The organism is Achromobacter sp. 2789STDY5608615, from assembly GCF_001298995.1.
GTDB classification, from domain to species: Bacteria; Pseudomonadota; Gammaproteobacteria; order Burkholderiales; family Burkholderiaceae_B; genus Achromobacter; species Achromobacter insuavis.
Map to the genome: position 1 here is coordinate 206,228 of NZ_CYTY01000006.1, position 18,100 is coordinate 224,327.

Annotated in this window: 16 protein-coding genes, 1 tRNA gene and 1 pseudogene; 5 read left to right on the forward strand and 13 right to left on the reverse strand. The window is 66.1% G+C overall.

The features are described from left to right. The 3 genes from AOZ49_RS32930 to AOZ49_RS07695 form a co-directional block, all read left to right on the forward strand. Positions 1-1,179, forward strand: a 1,179-nt coding sequence (locus tag AOZ49_RS32930) for a TRAP transporter large permease (RefSeq protein WP_054474777.1), incomplete at its 5' end; no start/stop codon positions are given. 58 nt (positions 1,180-1,237) lie between these two features. Then, positions 1,238-2,254 (forward strand): TRAP transporter substrate-binding protein, encoded by a 1,017-nt coding sequence (locus AOZ49_RS07690; protein ID WP_054474778.1) that lies wholly within the window; start codon positions 1,238-1,240, stop codon positions 2,252-2,254. Between the two features lie 71 nt (positions 2,255-2,325). After that, positions 2,326-4,107: an IlvD/Edd family dehydratase gene (locus tag AOZ49_RS07695; RefSeq protein WP_054474779.1), complete on the forward strand. Its 1,782-nt coding sequence runs from the start codon at positions 2,326-2,328 to the stop codon at positions 4,105-4,107. 10 nt (positions 4,108-4,117) lie between these two features. Here the strand turns inward: AOZ49_RS07695 and AOZ49_RS07700 are convergent, their stop codons facing one another. Together AOZ49_RS07700 and AOZ49_RS07705 are read right to left on the reverse strand one after the other, a co-directional pair. Next, positions 4,118-5,065: an alpha/beta hydrolase gene (locus tag AOZ49_RS07700; RefSeq protein ID WP_054474780.1), complete on the reverse strand. Its 948-nt coding sequence runs from the start codon at positions 5,063-5,065 to the stop codon at positions 4,118-4,120. A 158-nt stretch (positions 5,066-5,223) separates the two neighbouring features. Further along, complete coding sequence (locus tag AOZ49_RS07705) at positions 5,224-5,607, reverse strand: YbaN family protein (protein ID WP_231690268.1); 384 nt, start codon at positions 5,605-5,607, stop codon at positions 5,224-5,226. A 191-nt stretch (positions 5,608-5,798) separates the two neighbouring features. Here AOZ49_RS07705 and AOZ49_RS07710 point away from each other — a divergent pair, with 191 nt between their 5' ends. After that, complete coding sequence (locus AOZ49_RS07710) at positions 5,799-6,005, forward strand: hypothetical protein (protein WP_054432380.1); 207 nt, start codon at positions 5,799-5,801, stop codon at positions 6,003-6,005. 118 nt (positions 6,006-6,123) lie between these two features. Here AOZ49_RS07710 and AOZ49_RS07715 read toward each other — a convergent pair whose 3' ends face one another. Further along, complete coding sequence (locus AOZ49_RS07715) at positions 6,124-6,885, reverse strand: tetratricopeptide repeat protein (RefSeq protein ID WP_231690269.1); 762 nt, start codon at positions 6,883-6,885, stop codon at positions 6,124-6,126. Between the two features lie 85 nt (positions 6,886-6,970). On the opposite strand from AOZ49_RS07715, the gene AOZ49_RS07720 reads away from it, so the two are divergent. After that, on the forward strand, positions 6,971-7,504 hold the full coding sequence (locus AOZ49_RS07720) for a phosphonate degradation HD-domain oxygenase (RefSeq protein ID WP_054474782.1): 534 nt from the start codon (positions 6,971-6,973) through the stop codon (positions 7,502-7,504). An 85-nt stretch (positions 7,505-7,589) separates the two neighbouring features. Here the strand turns inward: AOZ49_RS07720 and AOZ49_RS32400 are convergent, their stop codons facing one another. The 10 genes and pseudogenes from AOZ49_RS32400 to leuD form a co-directional block, all read right to left on the reverse strand. Then, complete coding sequence (locus tag AOZ49_RS32400) at positions 7,590-8,768, reverse strand: acyltransferase family protein (RefSeq protein ID WP_156355613.1); 1,179 nt, start codon at positions 8,766-8,768, stop codon at positions 7,590-7,592. After that, positions 8,753-9,607, reverse strand: a pseudogene (locus AOZ49_RS07730) (acyltransferase family protein). The gene AOZ49_RS32400 and the pseudogene AOZ49_RS07730 overlap by 16 nt, the downstream one beginning before the upstream one ends. 245 nt (positions 9,608-9,852) lie before the next feature. Beyond that, positions 9,853-9,929, reverse strand: a tRNA-Val gene (locus AOZ49_RS07740). Between the two features lie 175 nt (positions 9,930-10,104). Further along, positions 10,105-10,767: a phosphoribosylanthranilate isomerase gene (locus AOZ49_RS07745; protein ID WP_082380352.1), complete on the reverse strand. Its 663-nt coding sequence runs from the start codon at positions 10,765-10,767 to the stop codon at positions 10,105-10,107. Between the two features lie 101 nt (positions 10,768-10,868). Beyond that, a complete protein-coding gene (locus AOZ49_RS07750; protein ID WP_054474786.1) occupies positions 10,869-11,963 on the reverse strand; it encodes a TRAP transporter substrate-binding protein in 1,095 nt (364 codons plus the stop codon). Positions 11,964-11,999: 36 nt separating this feature from the next. After that, positions 12,000-12,821, reverse strand: a complete 822-nt coding sequence (truA, locus tag AOZ49_RS07755; RefSeq protein WP_054432448.1) for a tRNA pseudouridine(38-40) synthase TruA — start codon at positions 12,819-12,821, stop codon at positions 12,000-12,002. A 3-nt stretch (positions 12,822-12,824) separates the two neighbouring features. Continuing rightward, positions 12,825-14,711 carry a type IV pilus assembly protein FimV gene (locus tag AOZ49_RS07760; protein ID WP_054474787.1) on the reverse strand — a complete coding sequence of 629 codons (1,887 nt, stop codon included), beginning with the start codon at positions 14,709-14,711 and terminating at the stop codon, positions 12,825-12,827. Between the two features lie 251 nt (positions 14,712-14,962). Beyond that, positions 14,963-16,093 carry an aspartate-semialdehyde dehydrogenase gene (asd, locus tag AOZ49_RS07765; RefSeq protein WP_054474788.1) on the reverse strand — a complete coding sequence of 377 codons (1,131 nt, stop codon included), beginning with the start codon at positions 16,091-16,093 and terminating at the stop codon, positions 14,963-14,965. Between the two features lie 231 nt (positions 16,094-16,324). After that, a complete protein-coding gene (gene leuB / locus AOZ49_RS07770) occupies positions 16,325-17,401 on the reverse strand; it encodes a 3-isopropylmalate dehydrogenase (RefSeq protein WP_054474789.1) in 1,077 nt (358 codons plus the stop codon). A gap of 37 nt (positions 17,402-17,438) precedes the next feature. Beyond that, a complete protein-coding gene (gene leuD, locus AOZ49_RS07775; protein WP_006394018.1) occupies positions 17,439-18,089 on the reverse strand; it encodes a 3-isopropylmalate dehydratase small subunit in 651 nt (216 codons plus the stop codon). Between the last annotated feature and the right edge of the window lie 11 nt (positions 18,090-18,100).

An 18,100-nucleotide genomic window follows, 5' to 3' on the forward strand; every position in this document is an offset into this window, starting at 1 on the left:
CTCGATTTCTTCGATACCCAGATCCTGGCGCAGAACATGCTGTCCGGCGCCAACAGCTTCACGCTGATGGCGGTGCCGCTGTTCATGCTGGCCGGCGAACTGATGAACGCGGGCGGCATTTCGCGCCGCATCGTCAACCTGGCCAGCATGTTCGTCGGCCACATCCAGGGCGGACTGGGCTACGTCGCCATCTTCGCCAGCGTGCTGCTGGCGGCGCTGTCCGGCTCGGCCGTGGCCGACGCGGCCGCGCTCGGCTCGCTGCTGATTCCGATGCTGCGCGAAAAAGGCTACGACGCCGGCCAGGCCTCGGGCCTGATCGCCGCCGGCGGCATCATCGCTCCGATCATCCCGCCGTCGATCTCATTCATCATCTTCGGCGTCGCCACCAACGTCTCGATCACCAAGCTGTTCTTCGCCGGCATCGCGCCCGGCCTGATGATGGGCCTGACGCTGGTGGCGGTCTGGACCTGGGTGGCGCGCAAGCACGGCGCCATCAAGCCGATGCCGCGCCAGCCCTGGCGCGCCCGGCTGCGGGCGCTGCGCGAATCGGCCTGGGCGCTGATGCTGCCGGTCATCATCATCGGCGGCCTGCGCGGCGGCATCTTCACGCCGACCGAGGCGGCGGTGGTCGCCGCCGTCTACGCGCTCATCGTCAGCCTGTTCGTCTACCGCGAGATCGGTCTGCGCCACCTGCTGCCGCTGTTCATCAACGCCGCCCGCACCACCGCCGTGGTCATGTTCCTGGTGGCCGCCGCCATGGTGTCGTCCTACATGATCACGTTGGCCGATATGCCGCAGGACCTGATCGCGCTGCTGGAGCCGGTGCTGGACCAGCCCAAGCTGCTGATGTTCGCGCTGCTGGTGCTGCTGACGCTGGTCGGCACCGTCATGGACCTGACTCCCACCATCCTGATCCTGGCGCCGGTGCTGATGCCGGTGGTCACGCAGGCCGGCATCGACCCCGTCTATTTCGGCGTCATGTTCGTCATGGTGGGCTGCGTCGGGCTGCTGACGCCGCCAGTCGGCACGGTGCTCAACGTGGTCTGCGGCGTCGCCCGCATCAACATGGAAACCATCTGCAAGGGCGTCTGGCGCTATGTCGTGGCCTACACGCTGCTGCTGGTACTGCTGGTGATCTTCCCGGAACTGATCACCGTCCCCGCGAGCTGGATGCACTGAGGCCCGCCAACAGCGGCGTCGGCACGACGCCACACAGAAGAAGCCAAGGAGGAACACCATGAACAAGCCTTTCAAGACCCGCCTCATCCTGCTGGCCGCGGCCCTGTCCTGCGCCTTCGCCGGCGTGGCCGCGGCCGCCGACGTCAAGCCGCGGCTGATCCGCTTCGGCTACGGCCTGAACGACGACAGCGTGCAGGGCCGCGCCGCGCGCCACCTGGCGCAGGAGCTGGAGAAGCTCAGCGGCGGCAAGCTCAAAATGAAGACCTTCGGCTCGGCCAACCTCGGCTCCGACGAGCAGATGCAGAGCGCGCTGGTCGGCGGCGTGCAGGAAATGATGGTCGGGTCCACCGCGCCGCTGGCCGGCATGGTCAAGGAATTCGGCGTCTTCGACCTGCCGTTCCTGTTCAACAGCGAGAAGGAAGCCGACGCCGTGCTCGACGGCCAGCTCGGCCAGGACCTGCTCAAGAAGCTCGAAGCCCGGGGCCTGATCGGCCTGGTGTATTGGGAAAACGGCTTTCGCAACATGACCAACTCCAAGCGCCCCATCGTGCGCGCCGAGGACATGCAGGGCATCAAGCTGCGCGTGATGCAGAACCAGATCGCGCTGGGCGTGTTCAACACCCTGGGCGCGAATGCCGTGCCGATGCCGTTCTCGGAACTGTTCACGGCGCTCGAAACCCGCACCGTTGACGGCCAGGAGAATCCCATCACCACGATCCAGAGCAGCAAGTTCTATGAAGTGCAGCCCTATCTGACCATCACCCGCCACGTCTACACGCCCTGGGTGGTGCTGGCCTCCAAGAAGTGGTGGGACAAGCTCTCGCCCGACGAGCAGAAACTGGTGCGCCAGGCCGCCGAGGCCTCGCGCGACTTCGAACGCAAGGACAGCCGCGCCGACTCGCTCAAGGCCATGGGCACGCTGGAGCAAGCCGGCATGAAGATCAACACCGTCTCGCCCGAAGAGGTCGCCCGCATGCGCGAAAAAGTGCAACCCGTGGTCGACAAGTACACCCGGGAGCTGGGCCCGGAACTCATCCAGCAACTGAACGCCGAGATCGGCAAGGCACGCAATTAGGCCCGGCCAAGGCCGGCGGCGCGCCGCCGGCGGTCGAAGCACCGAGAGCACAGGAAGCACGAGAGGCACCCATGAGCGACACTCCCCGCAAGCTGCGCAGCCAGAAATGGTTCGACGATCCCGCCCACGCCGACATGACGGCGATCTACGTCGAGCGCTATCTCAACTACGGCCTGACGCGGCAGGAACTGCAATCGGGCCGCCCCATCATCGGCATCGCCCAGACCGGCAGCGACCTGGCGCCGTGCAACCGCCACCACCTGGCGCTGGCCGAGCGCATCAAGGCCGGCATCCGCGACGCCGGCGGCATCCCGATGGAGTTCCCGGTGCATCCGCTGGCCGAGCAGGGCCGGCGCCCCACCGCCGCGCTGGACCGCAACCTGGCCTATCTGGGACTGGTCGAGATCCTGCACGGCTATCCGCTGGACGGCGTGGTGCTGACCACCGGCTGTGACAAGACCACGCCCGCCTGCCTGATGGCGGCCGCCACCGTCGACATCCCCGCCATCGTGCTGTCGGGCGGGCCGATGCTGGACGGCTGGCACGACGGCCAGCGGGTCGGGTCGGGCACCGTCATCTGGCATGCCCGCAACCTCATGGCCGCGGGCAAGCTGGACTACGAAGGCTTCATGACGCTGGCCACGGCCTCCTCGCCCTCGGTGGGCCACTGCAACACCATGGGCACGGCGCTGTCCATGAATTCGCTGGCCGAGGCGCTCGGCATGTCGCTGCCCACCTGCGCCAGCATCCCCGCGCCCTACCGCGAGCGCGGACAGATGGCCTACGCCACCGGCATGCGCATCTGCGACATGGTGCGCGAGGACCTGCGACCGTCACGCATCCTGACGCGCGAGGCGTTCGAAAACGCCATCGTCGTCGCCTCGGCGCTGGGGGTCTCCAGCAACTGTCCGCCGCACCTGATCGCCATGGCCCGCCACGCCGGCATCGATCTCAGCCTGGACGATTGGCAGCGGCTGGGCGAGGACGTGCCGCTGCTGGTGAACTGCGTGCCCGCCGGCGAACACCTGGGCGAAGGCTTCCACCGCGCTGGCGGCGTCCCGGCCGTGATGCACGAACTGCTCGTCGCCGGCCGGCTGCACGCCGGCTGCGCCACCGTGTCCGGCAAGACCATCGGCGAGATCGCGGCCACCGCCAAGACCCGCGACGCGGATGTCATCCGCGGCTGCGACGCGCCGCTCAAGCACCGCGCCGGCTTCATCGTGCTGTCGGGCAACTTCTTCGACAGCGCGGTCATCAAGATGTCGGTGGTGGGCGAGGCGTTCCGCCGCGCCTATCTGTCGGCGCCCGGCGACGAGAACGCCTTCGAGGCGCGCGCCATCGTGTTCGAGGGCCCGGAGGACTACCATGCGCGCATCGAGGATCCCGCGCTGAACATCGACGAACACTGCATCCTGGTGATCCGCGGCGCCGGCACCGTCGGTTATCCGGGCAGCGCCGAGGTCGTCAACATGGCGCCGCCGTCGCACCTGATCAAGCGCGGCATCGACTCGCTGCCCTGCCTGGGCGACGGCCGCCAGAGCGGCACCTCGGCCAGCCCGTCGATCCTGAACATGTCGCCCGAGGCCGCGGTGGGCGGCGGCCTGGCGCTGCTGCGCACCGGCGACCGCATCCGCGTCGACCTGAACCAGCGCAGCGTGGTCGCGCTGGTGGACGAGGCCGAATTGGCGCGACGCCGCCTGGACCCGCCCTACCAGCCGCCACCGGCGCAGACCCCGTGGCAGGAACTCTACCGGCAACTGGTCGGACAGCTGTCCACCGGCGGCTGCCTGGAGCCCGCGACGCTGTACCTGAAGGTGGTCGAGACCCGCGGCGACCCGCGCCATTCGCACTGACCGCGAGGGGTCAGGCCTTGAAAAACTGATTGAAGGCGGCCCACTGCGTGAACAGGCCGGGCCACGCATGCACCAGCGAGTCCGGCTTGCCCATGCCCCAGCCATGCTTGCCGGCCGCGAAGATATGCATCTCGGCCGGCACGCCCAGGCGCCGCAGCGCGCCGAACATCAGCAGGCTGTTGTCCACCGGCGCGATCGGATCGTCCTGCGCCTGCGCCAGGAAGGTGGGCGGCATCTGCGCCGTCGCCAGATGGTCGACCGAGAACGCCGCGCTCTCCTCGGCGGAGGGGTGCTCGCCGACGATCGAACGGCGGGCATGGGTGTGATCGAACGGCGGCATGAACGTCAGCACCGGATAGATCAGCCCGGCGAAGTCGGGCCGCGACGACAGCTTGTCGGCCTCATCGACCGGCTGGTAGCGCGCCACGTCCGGGGTCGCGGCGGTCATGCCCGCCAGATGCCCGCCCGCGGAAAACCCCAGCACGCCGATATGCCCGGTGTCCAGGCCGAACGCCTGCGCCGACGCGCGGATCACGCGCATGGCGCGCTGGCCGTCCCGCAGCGGCGCCATCGCGGGCCAGTGCTCGCCCGGCAGGCGATACACCAGTTCGAACGCGGTCACGCCCTGCGACTGCAGCCACAGGCTGGCGGGCGTACTCTCGGTGCCGCGCTCGATATGGGCATAACCGCCGCCGGCGATCACCAGCATCGCGCTGCCGTTGGGACGCTCCGGCCGGTACACCACCAGCCGCGGCCGCGACACCCGCGTGACCGAGCCCTTGGCGCTGACCTTCTCGGCCTCTTGCGGACCGGGGCCGCCGGGCGCGCGATTGTCCGGCCACAGGTCGATGCTCTGCTGGCCGCTGGGCGCGGCGATGGCCATCGCCGGCTCGGTCATCATGCCCAGCGCGGCGCTCGAGAGGCCGGCGAACAGGAGTTCTCGTCGTTTGATATGCATGGTTGTTCCTCGCGGGCCCACAGCGCCGCGCGGGCGATACACCCGCCGGCCCAGCCGCGCTGCAGGCCATTTAAGCAGAGAAAGAGGCCCGCCAAGGCAAGCGGCAGAGTCACGTTGGTTTCGACGCGTTACGCGCGTCGCGGCCTTTCGATCAGGCTTCAGGCGCCTGCCGCCGGATCCTCCCGCTCCGCCCGGGTTTTCGTTTCGGAATCAAGCGGTTGCGGACTGGGACGCGTCAGCACATAAGCCGCGCTTGCAAGGAAAAACAGCCCCACCCCAGATGCAAGCAAAAGCGACGGCTTCGCGCCCCACCAGAACAGGCCATAGCCCACCGCCATGCCAAGCGACGCATAGCACTTGCCCTTGCGCGACACCGCGCCCTGCTCGCGCCAGGCGCGCAGCGACGGCCCGTAGGTCGGACTGTCCAGCAGCCAGCGCTCCAGCCGCGGCGACGAACGCGAAAAGCAGCCCACCGCCAGGATCAGGAAAATCGTCGTCGGCATCACCGGCAGGAAGGCGCCGATCACGCCCAGCGCCAGCATCGCGCAACCCAGGATCAGCCACAGTGCTCTCATCATGATGGGGTGCAGGATAGCAGTTGCGCGCGCGTACCGTGGATCCCACCGACGCGCGGCCCAGGCCGCCTTCCGGATACCAAGGCACCCGGAACATTTGCCGCCGCCTTCGGTCAGATCCCCTCGCGCCACGACCGGCATTGCCCCAGGAGACACCCTTGACCCAAGAAACGCCCCACGCCAAGCCGCCGCGGCCCGGCACCGCGCTCGTCGCCACGCCCGCCGCCCCGGAAATGACGCCGCTGACCCACATGAAAAAAGCCCTGGCCCAATTGCAGGCCGGCCGCCAGACGCCGGAACGCATCCAGGCCGCGGGCCTGCTGGCCAGCGCCATCGCCTGGATCAATATCCTGACCTGCAGCTAACGGCCTTTCCTTGGCGGGATGGAGCGGGACCAACTCACCTCACCTCAGTTCAGTTCGGCTGGCCGCGACGCGACGCAACGCGACACGCCACGACGCAAAGCGCCACAACGCGACGCCGTCAATGCTGCGCGGGCTCCGGCATCTTCGCCCGCAGCATCTCCAGGAATTGCGGACTGCCGCGCCCGCCGGCCTGACGCGCCTTGCCGATCATGGTCCAGGCATCCGCATACTGGCCGTTCCAGTAATACGCCGTGGCCCACGAGTTGTAGAGATAGGCCTTGTCCGGCTCCACCCGCTCGCCATTGCGATAGAGCGCGTCCGAACGCGCGATCATGGCCGCGCGCTCGGGGCCGGTCAGCGTCGCGTCCTGCGCCGCGCAACGCGCGGCGATGCGTCCGGCATCGGCATAGATGCCCTGGAACGACGGCGGCTTCAGGCTCAGCGCCTTCTCCATCATCTTCATCGCATCGCAGAATTTGTCCTGGTCGTGCAGCACCGCCGCGAAGCCCGTATAGACGCTTGGGTTGTCCGGGTTCAGCAGCCACGCCTGGTTGAACCGCCGCGTGGCCATGCCCAGCTGGTCGGCCTGGTAGAACCGGAAGCCCTGCTCCACCCACGCCTGCGCCGCATTGGCGCGCGAACCGAAGGCGCTCGTCGCCTCCGCGATCAGCTTGTCGTCCGCCGCCTGCACGGCCGGCACGGAACGGTCCGCGCCGCCATACATTGGAATCTCGTCCGCGCGCGGCCGCTGCTCGACCGGCGCGGTGGCCAGACATCCCGCCAGCGACAGGCAGGCGCTGACGACGGCAAGCTTGAACGGTAGGACGCGCATCGATTCTCCCAGGTGAGGCCCAAGACTATCACCGAAACCGGCACGCACGGATCGCGCTGAATATGCTCTAGTCATCTAGATGTCACCATGGGGCGATATCGTCGCTGACGGTCCCTGTCCACGAAGGCATCCCATGCTCACCCTGCCCACCATCGAGAACCTGTTCGCCCACCATGGCGCCGCCTACTACGGCGGCGAAGCCATCAGCCAGACCGAGCACGCGCTGCAATGCGCGCAGCTGGCCGAACAGGCCGGCGAGCCGGAAGCCGTGATCGTCGCCGCGCTGCTGCACGACATCGGCCACCTCATGCTCGCCGAAAGCATCACCACCGACATGCGTCACCAGGAAGTCGCCGCCGACGCCCTGGCCCACCTGTTCGGCGACGATGTCACCACCCCGGTGCGCCTGCACGTCGCCGCCAAGCGCTACCTGGGCGCGATCGAACCCGCCTATCTGGACACCTTGTCGCCCGCCTCGGTGCAAAGCCTGGAACTGCAAGGCGGCGTCTTCACGCCGGCGCAGGCCGACGCCTTCGCCACCCAGTCGCACGCGCTGGCGGCGGTGCGGCTGCGCCGCTATGACGACCTGGCCAAGGTGGTCGGTTTGTCGACGCCAGGGTTGGGACACTATATGGAAATGGCGGGGCGCTGCCTGCGGGCGGATTGAGCCCGCCGACTCCCCCGCTCAACGCCCACGTCGCCATCAAGAAGACAGGCAAGGAAAAAGCCACGCACGACGGCGGCCTTCTAGGCTAGTTAGCCCTTCTGGTCATGTCTACCCGCGCAGAAAAATGCGCCATATCTGCCTGTGTGCCCAGAAACTGGGCAAAGGCGTCTATACCGAAATCCGTGAGATGCTGGTTGTCCCAATATATCGGCATCTTGTACGAGTTTTCCTTCCAAAGCGCGCACTCTTGCGCCTTGCAGTAGAAAGACGAAGTGTTTGCAAATGCAACACTATGCCGATCCGCCATTAGCTTTGCTTGTTCGGCGATAGCGCTGTAGTCCCACTCCACCATACTCGCATCGCTTTTGCTGATCGCCCGCGGGACGGGCGTTCCCTTCGGAAGAGACTTGAGGAAACTGGCTACAGGTTGTGTAAAAACGGCCGACACCCCCAGCAGGATGACGTTCGGGCTGATCGTTTTTGCCATATCCAAGCCAGCCTCCACCTCGGCCCAGTCAGAGGGTCGATATCTGAATGCTACGATCACACCATCAATCTGAACCTTGTCACGGACACGGGCCAACAAGTCAGCCGCGCCCGTAAAACAGCCAATGGCATCGCCTGCTCGATGCCAATCACTCGGCGGACATCCGGACTGGTGCAGCATCAGGAAACTCTGTTCTGGATAGGCCCTCCGCAAGGCCCACAACGTATCACGCCCGATGCTGTCCCCAAGCACCAGTACATTATGCGTTTGGGCTTGCCCGACCAGGCAGTCATAGAGGCGTGAGATTGTATTGCCCTCGTCATAACTGCAAGTATGGCGTCCGGCAAATGCTTTGGCGTCGTAGGGTCCCGAACGCCCCGTGTAATTCAGATTGAGATTCTTCTGGTAGAACTCTTCTGCTGCTTTGAGAGTCGAAATGGCGGCCGATCGCCTCGTGTCATACATGGCCCCAAGTGCTTTCTCCGCCACCACAGCTCGTACCGGATTGAGCATTTCGCTGCTGGCGACGACTGCCACAATCGCCATCATGGCGATCGCAGTCGCCGCCGAGGCATAGACCACTCGTCGACTCGTGAAAACGCGCTTGCGACGAATTGGCGTTTCAATCAGGAAATAGGAAGCCGTGGCCAAGAGGAAGGTCGCGCCGAGTGCGATAGCCATCGCTTTCGGTCCCGCCACGGGATTCACAATCCTAAGGAAAACAATAATCGGCCAATGCCAAAGATACAATGCGTAGGAAATCAATCCGACGGCCACTGCGGCGTTCGATTTGAGCAGTGGCGAGACGATATGCCCCCCCGACCCGCGGCAACAATGAGCAGCACCGTACCCACAGTGGGTAACAGAGCAAAAATACCAGGAAAAGGCGTGGTCGGTGCATACAACAGCACTCCGGCGAAAATCATGCTGATGCCAATCAGTTCCAGCAAGTTGGCCAGAAGGCGCCGTGGCTCGGACCACTTTGCCAATGCCACAAAGGCACCCAGCAGCAGCTCCCAGAATCGACCGAAAGAGTTGTAGAACGCGGCATCTTTTTGATTCACGCGCAGCAGCATTTCCGATAGTCCTATGGAAAGCAGCAGCAGCACCCCGCACGCGAGCAACAACCATTGTCTCTTCCAATGACGGCTTAACACCAACAAGCAGGGAAATACCAGGTAGAACTGTTCCTCGATGGATAACGACCACATATGGAGCAACGGCGTGAATTCGCCAGGACCGTCGAAGTAGCCCACGCTCGAAAGAAAATACCAGTTGGAAGCCAGACCAAGAGAAGCCAGCAGGCTCTCGGTCATGTCAACGAACTGCTTACTGCCAAGGAGGATAAAGCCCGCCGTAGTGCTCAGCAGCAATACGGGCACCAGGGGCGGCAACAAGCGTCAAACCCTGCGTTCATAGAACGCCTTGAACGAGAACGCACCCGACCGGGCCTCCTCCGAGAGGATGGACGTTATCAGATAGCCAGACAATACGAAAAATATGTCGACACCGACAAAACCGCCCGGAAAAGCATGAAACCCCGCGTGAAACAGCAGCACGGCAAGTACCGCAATGGCGCGTATGCCATCAAGTTCACGTCTATAGCTAAACATCATCACCGCACGGTTGTCTTCTCAGGGCAGCGATTCTACATTGTGTCGTCAAGTAACGACACTCCCTTGCCGCAACCGTGTCTTGCAACGAATCGCTGATTCGTAGACTGGTGGCGAATGGTGTGCCAGATTCCAGCGTGTCACACATTGCGCGTGACACAAAGCAAAAAGCCGCGAAAGTCATAGACTGTCGCGGCTTTTCAGGTGATGCTTGATTAGCTCGATCAAGCACTCACTTTGCAGGAATTTGGTAGGCGGTATTGGAATCGAACCAACGACCTCCACGATGTCAACGTGGCGCTCTAACCAGCTGAGCTAACCGCCTGCAAAGAAGAAGAATTATATAGTGCTTTTTTAAACTCTGCAAATCGTCTTTTCAGATTTTTTGCTGTTTTTGTTGCGTTCCAGAATTTTGCGAACTTTTATTCACATTATTCTTTTGCCGCAACGACCGGGGCTGAAAACGCATTCCCCACACCGGCCAAGCACCACAAACTTCCCTATCTCTTCGCGTCTGCGGCTTGCACCGCAGCAACGAAGAACGAGATTCTATCAGAACTTTTTATTCCTTGCTCGACCTCGACGCCGCTGCTCACATCGACCGCCCACGGACGCACGGATTGCACCGCGCTGGCAACATTGTCCGGGGTCAGGCCGCCCGACAGGATGAGCGGGCGCGACACGGAATCGGCCTTCACGTCGGCGAGCAGGCTGTAGTCAAAGCCATGACCGCTGCCGCCGTAGCCCGCGCTGTAGCTGTCGAACAGCCAGCCGGCCGCCTCGCCATAGGCGCGGCAATACGAGGCCAGTTCTTCGGCCGTCGCCAGGCCCGGCGCACCCGCGCGGAATGCGCGCAGGTAGCGATGGCCATAGCGGGCGCAGGCCTGCGGCGTCTCATCGCCGTGGAACTGCAGCAACTCGGGACCAACCTCGTCCAGCACGGCCTGCACCTCCGCCGGCTCGGGGTTCACGAACAACGCCACCACGTCGACGAATGCCGGCACCGCGCGGCGCAATTGGGCGGCGCGGGTCGGCGTGACGTAGCGCTTGCTCTTGGGGTAGAAGACGAAGCCGATCGCATCGACGCCGGCCGAGACGGCGGCGTCGATGTCTTCTTCGCGGGTCAGGCCGCAGATCTTGATGCGTGTGCGCATGGAATTCATCGCTTGCGTCGCCCAGCGCGACGGATGCAATCAGTATAAGGCGAGCCCGCCCCGCGCTTGCGCCCCCCGGCGCGCGGCCGGCGAGGGCGACGCGCCAGGCTTCACGCCTGCGGCTGCCCCAGGTTGGCCATGAGCGAATCGAATCCGCCCTCGGCCACGCGGAACCAGGGGATTTCCTTGTCGCGAAAGGCGGTCATGCTCTCGTACAGCTTCTTGAACATGGGGTCTTTCGCGCTCAGTTCCTGGTAGAGCTTGAGCGCGGCCTCGTGCGCGGCCTGCAGCATCGGCCGGGGAAAGGCCTTGAGCTGCGCGCCGCGCTGCACCAGCCGGCGCAGCGCGTCGGGGTTGCCGGCGTCGTACTTGGCGATCATGTTGGCGGTGGCCATGCGCGCGGCCAGCCCGAGCGCCGCCTGGTAGGGCTTGGGCAACTCGTCGTGCGCGGCCTGGTTCACATAGAGCGACAGCTGCAGCGTGCCCGCCCACCAGCCGGGAAAGTAGTAGTTGCGCGCGACCTTGTAGAGCGCCAGGCTCTCATCGTCATGCGGCCCAATCCAGGCCACCGCGTCGACGCCGCCCTGCTCCAGCGCCGCGTAGGTATCGGCGATAGGCAGATCGACGGGCTCGGCGCCCATGCGGGCCAGCACCTGGCGGGCGAAGCCGCCGGCCTTGATCTTCAGGCCACGCAGGTCGTCCAGCGTCTTGACCTCGCCCCGGAACCAGCCGCCCATCTGCGCGCCCGTGAAGCCGCAGGGAAAGTTCAGGATGCCGTATTTGTCGAACAGCACGCGCGTCAGCGCCAGCCCTTCGCCCTGCAGCATCCAGGCATTCATCTGCCGGGTGTTCAGGCCGAACGGCACGCCGGCATCGAAGCACAGCGCGGGATCGGTATCGAAATAGCGCGTCGATGCGGTGTGGCCGCAATCGACGATGCGTTGCTGGACCGCGTCCAGCACCTGGCCGGCATCGACCAGGTCGCCGGCCGAGAAGATCTCGATGCGGAACTTGCCGTCGGTGACGTCGCTGACGTAGCGCGCCACGTCCTCGGCGCCGGCGAACAGGGTCGGCGATTCGTTCGGAAAACTGGAGGCCAGCCGCCATGAGACGGCCGGCGCTTCCTGCGCGTAGACCGGCGCGGCGATCGCGGCGCCGCTCGCGGCCCCCAGGGCGGTTCGTTTCAAAAACGCACGGCGTTGCATGAGACAGGCCTCCAGTGGGCGCCGGCAAGCGTCCGGCTAGGACGGGCTGCCCGGCGCTTGGGTGAAGGGCGCCAGCAGCACGGCCCCGCCATCCAATTCGTCCAGGCCGAATTCGTCCGGATAGTCGATGGCCGACAGATACAGGCCATCGGGAGAAAACGTGGGCGCGCCGCGTCGGCGGTCGCGCCATGACAACAACTGCGCCATCCAGTCCACCGACTCGCGGCCCTGCCCGATCTGCAGCAGCGCCCCCATGATGTTGCGCACCATGTGATGCAGGAACGCGTTGGCGCGCAGCGTGAACACCAGGAACGGGCCGCGCTCTTCGATATCGAGCCGGTGCATGACACGCACCGGATGCTTGGCCTGGCACTGCGAGGAACGGAAACTGGAGAAATCGTGCTCGCCCAGCAGCGCGCCCGCGGCCGCGCGCATCGCCTCGACATCCAGCGGGTGATGGCACCAACCGGCGCGGCCGGCCCACAGCGCGGGTCGCACGCGCCCGCGCCACAGCAGATAGACGTAGGTGCGGGCTCGTGCGGAGAAACGGGCGTGAAAATCGTCCGACACCGCCTTGGCCCATTGTACGGAAATGGTCGGCGGCAGGAACGCGTTGACGCCACGCACCCACGATTCCATGCGGCGTTCGAGGGGCGTGTCCAGATGAATCACCTGCATCGCGCCATGCACGCCGGTATCGGTGCGGCCGGCGCAGATGGTGGGTACCGCCTCCGCGACCCCGCAAAACTGCGCCAGCGCGGCTTCCAGCGTGTCCTGCACCGTCTGCCGGTGCGGCTGGGTCTGCCAACCCTGCCAGGCGGAGCCGTCATAGGCCAGCCCCAATGCAACTCTAGACATCGCTCAAACCCGAGGACCGCCGACCGGGCGCGGTTCGTCCGTGGGCGGTTCATCCAGGTCGAGGCTGATGGAATCGAGCTTGCGATTCAGCGCCGCCGTGTCCAGCGCCGGCTCGTTGTAGGCATAGGTTTCCTCATCGTCGTCGCCGCGCCGCGCGCCCGCGCGCCGCAGCACCCAGGCGATGGCGAAGGCGATCAGCGCCAGGACGGCGGTGACGATGACGAGTAGATTGTCGGCCAGCCAGGCCGGCATGGAAGAAGTCAAATCCTTATCCTTGGTGTTGCTCGCCGCCGCATCCGCGGCGGCCTTGTCTTGTTGCGTGGCGGCCGTCGAGGCGCCGGCGGCGCCGTTGGCACCCGGAGCGCCCGAGGCGCCGGGCATGCCCGCCGCTCCCGGGGCGCCTGCCGCACCCGTGGCACCGGTTGCGCCCGTGGCCCCTGTGGTTCCCGTGGCGCCAGTTGCCCCGGCGGCGCCGGTCGCACCCGCTGCACCCGTAACGCCCGCAGCGCCTGTTGCGCCTGTTGCGCCTGTTGCGCCTGCCGCACCCGAGGCACCTGCTACCCCGCTTGCGCCTGCCGCGCCCGAAGCACCTGCTGCCCCGCCTGCGCCTGCCGCGCCCGGGACGCCTGCCGCACCGCTTGCACCTGCTGCCCCCGGCGCACCGGCGGTACCCGTCGCGCCCGGCGTGCCGGTCGCGCCCGCAGCACCCGCTGCGCCTGTTGCACCCGGCGAACCCGCAGCGCCAGCCGCTCCGGCGCCACCCGCGGCCCCGGAAGCGCCGGTCGCCCCGGCGGCGCCCGATGCACCCGCAGCGCCAGAGGCCCCAGCTGCACCGGCGCCCGACCCGGACGCGCCCTGCCCGCCCACGGCCTTGTTCAATTCATCGACGTTGCTCTGCAACTGGTTCACGCGCCCTTCGGCATCCGCCATGGCGCGCTCGTTGGAGGTGCGTTGATCCGCCTGCGCGTCGGCCCGCGCCGCCGCGCCATCCTGGGCCTGGCCCGAGGACAGGCGCACCCGGTCCTGCGGCTGCGAGGCGCTGGCCACGCCGGCGTCGCCGGGCTTGGTCACCGTGCCGGACGCCGCGTCCTGACCCTTGACCACCGACGGATTGGCGCCGGCCGCCGCGCCGATGCGCGCGCGGTAGCGGGCAAACGCCTCGGCATGTTCGTTGAAGATGCGGCGCGCCTCGGCCGGATCCACCGCGCGGACCGTGGCCGCATCGGGAATCACCAGCTTCTGCCCGGAGCGCACCAGATTCATGTTGTTCTGGATGAAGGCCTCGGGGTTGGCGCGCCACAGCGCCACCAGCATCTGGTAGATCGAGGCGTTCGGCACGGCATTGCGCTGGGCGATGGCGAACAGCGTGTCGCCCGACTTGACGTTGACCGACCCGGCGACGCCTGCCGCGCGGCCGGGCGTGCCCACCGCGGCCGGCGTGACGTCGGCGCCCGCGCCGCGCAGCGGCACCAGGATGCTGACCTGCACCTGGCGCTGGCCCGAACTGGAACTGATATCGAGCAGCAAATCGACCGCGCCGCTGACCGGCGCCTGCGTCGACCGCACCCGCAGGTTCTTGCGGGTCGGATCCATGCCGTCCTCGACCCGCACCACCAGGCTGGCCAGCGGCGCCGGCGGTTTCAAGCCGGCGCGCTGCCAGGCGGCCTCGTCGGCCACCGACACGCGCAGCGACGACACTTCGTCGGGCGTGAGTTCCTGCAGCCCGACCAACGCCTGCAACGGCGTGCCCGGCGCCGACACCACGCGCGAATGCCCCACCCGCATCGCCAACGCCGGACTGCAAGCGCCCGCGCCGATCGCCAGCGCGATCGCCCATTGGAGGGCCTTCAAACGGCGGGCATGCTTCACTTGGCGCGAACGCTGGGTCATAAGCTGGAATTCCGTTCTTATCGTCGATTTTCGGGCGGGGGCCTGTTCGTGGCGATCGCGTGAGAACAAGCCTCAATTCACCGGAAAAGTGTAATGGATCGAGCGCGTTTCACAAACCTGAAAGGCGCATCGGCGTTGGCTGGCGGGCACATTGACGCCCAGTCCGACACGCTGCAAACGACAAAGGCACCCGCGGGTGCCTTTGTCGAACCTGCCTTCGCGACCGGGCGGCCTGCGCCGCCCGCCGGGCCTCAGGCTTCGGCCAGCGCGATGCGCAGCATGCGGCGCAGCGGCTCGGCGGCGCCCCACAGCAGTTGGTCACCGACGGTGAAGGCGCTGAGGTATTGCGGACCCATCGACATCTTGCGCAGGCGGCCCACCGGAATGTCCAGCGTGCCCGTGACCGCGACCGGGGTCAGTTCACGGATGGTCTCTTCCTTGGTGTTGGGGATCACCTTGGCCCATTGCGTGCCCTGCGCGATCAGCGCTTCGATCTCGTCCAGCGGCAGGTCGCGCTTGAGCTTGATGGTCAGCGCCTGGCTGTGGCAGCGCATCGCGCCGATACGCACGCACAGGCCGTCGATCGGGGTGGCGGCGGTGCCGAAGGCGGCGCCACGGCCGAGGATCTTGTTGGTCTCGACCTCGCCCTTCCACTCTTCCTTGGACATGCCGTTGCCCAGGTCCTTGTCGATCCAGGGGATCAGGCTGCCGCCCAGCGGCACGCCGAAGTGCTCGTGGGGCAGCGCCGCGTCCTTCTGCTTGGCCAGGATGCCGCGGTCGATTTCCAGGATGGCCGAGGCCGGATCGTCCAGCAGCGGCTTGACGGCGTGGTTCAGCTCGCCGAACTGGGTCAGCAGTTCGCGCATGTGCTGCGCGCCGCCGCCGGAAGCGGCCTGGTAGGTCATGGTGGTCATCCACTCGACCAGGTCGTTGTTGAACAGGCCGGCCAGGCCCATCAGCATGCAGCTGACCGTGCAATTGCCGCCGATGAAGTTGCGCACGCCGCGCTTGAGCGCCGCGTCGATCACGGGACGGTTGACCGGGTCCAGCACGATGATGGCGTCATCGGCCATGCGCAGCGTGCTGGCGACGTCGATCCAGATGCCGTTCCAGCCCGCGCCGCGCAGCTTCGGGTAGACCTCGGAGGTGTAGTCGCCCCCTTGCGCCGTCACGATGATCGGCAGTTTTTTCAGAGCGTCAATGTTGTAGGCGTCTTGCAGCGGGCCCGCGCCAGTCGCCCAAGTGGGGGCGGCGCCGCCAGCGTTGCTGGTGGAGAAAAACACCGGTTCGATCAGTGCGAAGTCGTTCTCGTCGCGCATGCGTTGCATGAGCACCGAGCCGACCATACCGCGCCAGCCGACAAGGCCTACTGCTTGATTCATTTCAATCGCTCTTTAAAGGTGGGGACAAGGTGTGGTGAAAAAACGTGCAAGAACCCAACAATTTATCAGAATGCACGCATAGATGTTGCGGCGCACCTTGAAAAAACGGGGCCACAATCAAAGCCGCCCCGCTTTCGCGGCGCCGCGGCAACATCGGCATGAAAAAGGGCCGCCCTGCGGGCGCCCCCCTGGAATCGGGACCGCGCCGCAAGGGCGCGTCCCTTGCAGGCATCAGGCCAGGGCTTTGAGGACGGCGTCGCCCATGCCCGAAGTGCTGACCTTGGTGGTGCCGGGTTCGAAGATGTCGGCGGTGCGCAGGCCATCGGCCAGCACGCGGCGCACGGCGGCTTCGATGCGGTCGGCCTGCGGCGCCAAATTCAGCGAGTAGCGCAGCAGCATGGCGGCCGACAGGATGGTCGCCAGCGGATTGGCGATGCCCTGGCCGGCGATGTCGGGAGCCGAACCGTGGCTGGGCTCGTACAGGCCCTGGCCGCCGGCGTTCAGCGAGGCCGACGGCAGCATGCCGATGGAACCCGTCAGCATGGCGGCTTCGTCCGACAGGATGTCGCCGAACAGGTTGCCGGTGACGATCACGTCGAACTGGCGCGGGTTGCGCACCAGCTGCATGGCGGCGTTGTCGACGTACATGTGCGACAGCTCGACGTCCGGGTACTCGCGCGCCACTTCGATGACGATGTCGCGCCAGAACTGCGAGGTCTCGAGCACGTTGGCCTTGTCGACGCTGCACAGCTTCTTGTTGCGCTTCTTGGCGGATTCGAAGCCGATGCGGGCGATGCGGCGCACTTCCGATTCGGCATAGCGCATCGTGTCGTAGCCTTCGCGTTCGCCGCTGAAGGCGCCGTCCGGCGACGAGCGCACGCCGCGCGGCGTGCCGAAATAGATGTCGCCGGTCAGTTCGCGGATGATCAGGATGTCCAGGCCGGACACGATCTCGGGCTTGAGCGACGAGGCGCTGGCCAGCTCGGGATAGAGAATCGCCGGACGCAGGTTGGCGAACAGGCCGAGCGCCTTGCGCAGGCCCAGGATGGCCTGCTCGGGGCGGAATTCGCGCGGCAGGCTGTCGTACTTCCAGTCGCCGACGGCGCCGAACAGCACGGCGTGCGATTCCTTGGCCAGCTTCAGCGTGGCCGGCGGCAGCGGATGCTCGAACGCGTCGAACGCGGCGCCGCCGACGGCGGCCTGCTTGATGTCGAACGGCACGTCCAGCGCCTTCAGGACGCGCACGGCCTGTTCGATGATTTCGGGGCCGATGCCGTCACCCGGCAAGACTGCGATGTTGTGAGTCATGGAAAAAACGGTCCTGTGGTCGATAGGAAAGGTCGGGTCAGGCGATCGGCCGGCTTTCCAGCCAGGGATGGCGGGCCAGGCGCTCGGCTTCAAAGGCGCGGATCTTGTCGGCGTGGCGCAGCGTCAGGCCGATGTCGTCGAAGCCGTTGAGCAGGCAGTACTTGCGGAACGGCTCGATGTCGAACTTCATGGCGCGGCCGTCGGCCGCCACCACCACCTGGCGGTCCAGGTCGATGTTGAGCTTGTAGGCCGGGAAGGCCTTCACTTCGTCGAACAGGCGCGCCACTTCGAGCTCGGACAGCACGATCGGCAGCAGACCGTTCTTGAAGCTGTTGTTGAAGAAGATGTCGGCGTAGGACGGCGCGATGATGGCGCGAAAGCCGAACTGCGTCAGCGCCCAGGGCGCGTGCTCGCGGCTCGAACCGCAGCCGAAGTTCTTGCGCGCCAGCAGCACCGAGGCGCCCTGGTAACGCGGCTGGTTCAGCACGAAATCGGGGTTGAGCGGACGCTTGCTGTTGTCCATGCCCGGTTCGCCGTGATCCAGGTAGCGCAGCTCGTCGAACAGGTTCGGGCCGAAGCCGGTGCGCTTGATGGACTTGAGGAACTGCTTGGGGATGATGAGGTCCGTGTCGACGTTTTCGCGGTCGAGCGGAGCCACCAGGCCTTCGTGAGTGGTGAATGCTTGCATGATGTCGGTAC

What these genes read in the sequence shown, in the direction of transcription:
- AOZ49_RS07705 (WP_231690268.1), bottom strand. Translation starts at nt 5,607, where the DNA reads ATGCTGGCGCTGGGCGTGATCGGCGCCTTCCTGCCGGTGATGCCGACG.
- AOZ49_RS07750 (WP_054474786.1), bottom strand. Translation starts at nt 11,963, where the DNA reads ATGCAACGCCGTGCGTTTTTGAAACGAACCGCCCTGGGGGCCGCGAGC.
- truA (WP_054432448.1), bottom strand. Translation starts at nt 12,821, where the DNA reads ATGTCTAGAGTTGCATTGGGGCTGGCCTATGACGGCTCCGCCTGGCAG.
- AOZ49_RS07700 (WP_054474780.1), bottom strand. Translation starts at nt 5,065, where the DNA reads ATGCATATCAAACGACGAGAACTCCTGTTCGCCGGCCTCTCGAGCGCC.
- AOZ49_RS07760 (WP_054474787.1), bottom strand. Translation starts at nt 14,711, where the DNA reads ATGACCCAGCGTTCGCGCCAAGTGAAGCATGCCCGCCGTTTGAAGGCC.
- AOZ49_RS07695 (WP_054474779.1), top strand. Translation starts at nt 2,326, where the DNA reads ATGAGCGACACTCCCCGCAAGCTGCGCAGCCAGAAATGGTTCGACGAT.
- AOZ49_RS07720 (WP_054474782.1), top strand. Translation starts at nt 6,971, where the DNA reads ATGCTCACCCTGCCCACCATCGAGAACCTGTTCGCCCACCATGGCGCC.
- leuD (WP_006394018.1), bottom strand. Translation starts at nt 18,089, where the DNA reads ATGCAAGCATTCACCACTCACGAAGGCCTGGTGGCTCCGCTCGACCGC.
- leuB (WP_054474789.1), bottom strand. Translation starts at nt 17,401, where the DNA reads ATGACTCACAACATCGCAGTCTTGCCGGGTGACGGCATCGGCCCCGAA.
- AOZ49_RS07690 (WP_054474778.1), top strand. Translation starts at nt 1,238, where the DNA reads ATGAACAAGCCTTTCAAGACCCGCCTCATCCTGCTGGCCGCGGCCCTG.
- AOZ49_RS07745 (WP_082380352.1), bottom strand. Translation starts at nt 10,767, where the DNA reads ATGAATTCCATGCGCACACGCATCAAGATCTGCGGCCTGACCCGCGAA.
- asd (WP_054474788.1), bottom strand. Translation starts at nt 16,093, where the DNA reads ATGAATCAAGCAGTAGGCCTTGTCGGCTGGCGCGGTATGGTCGGCTCG.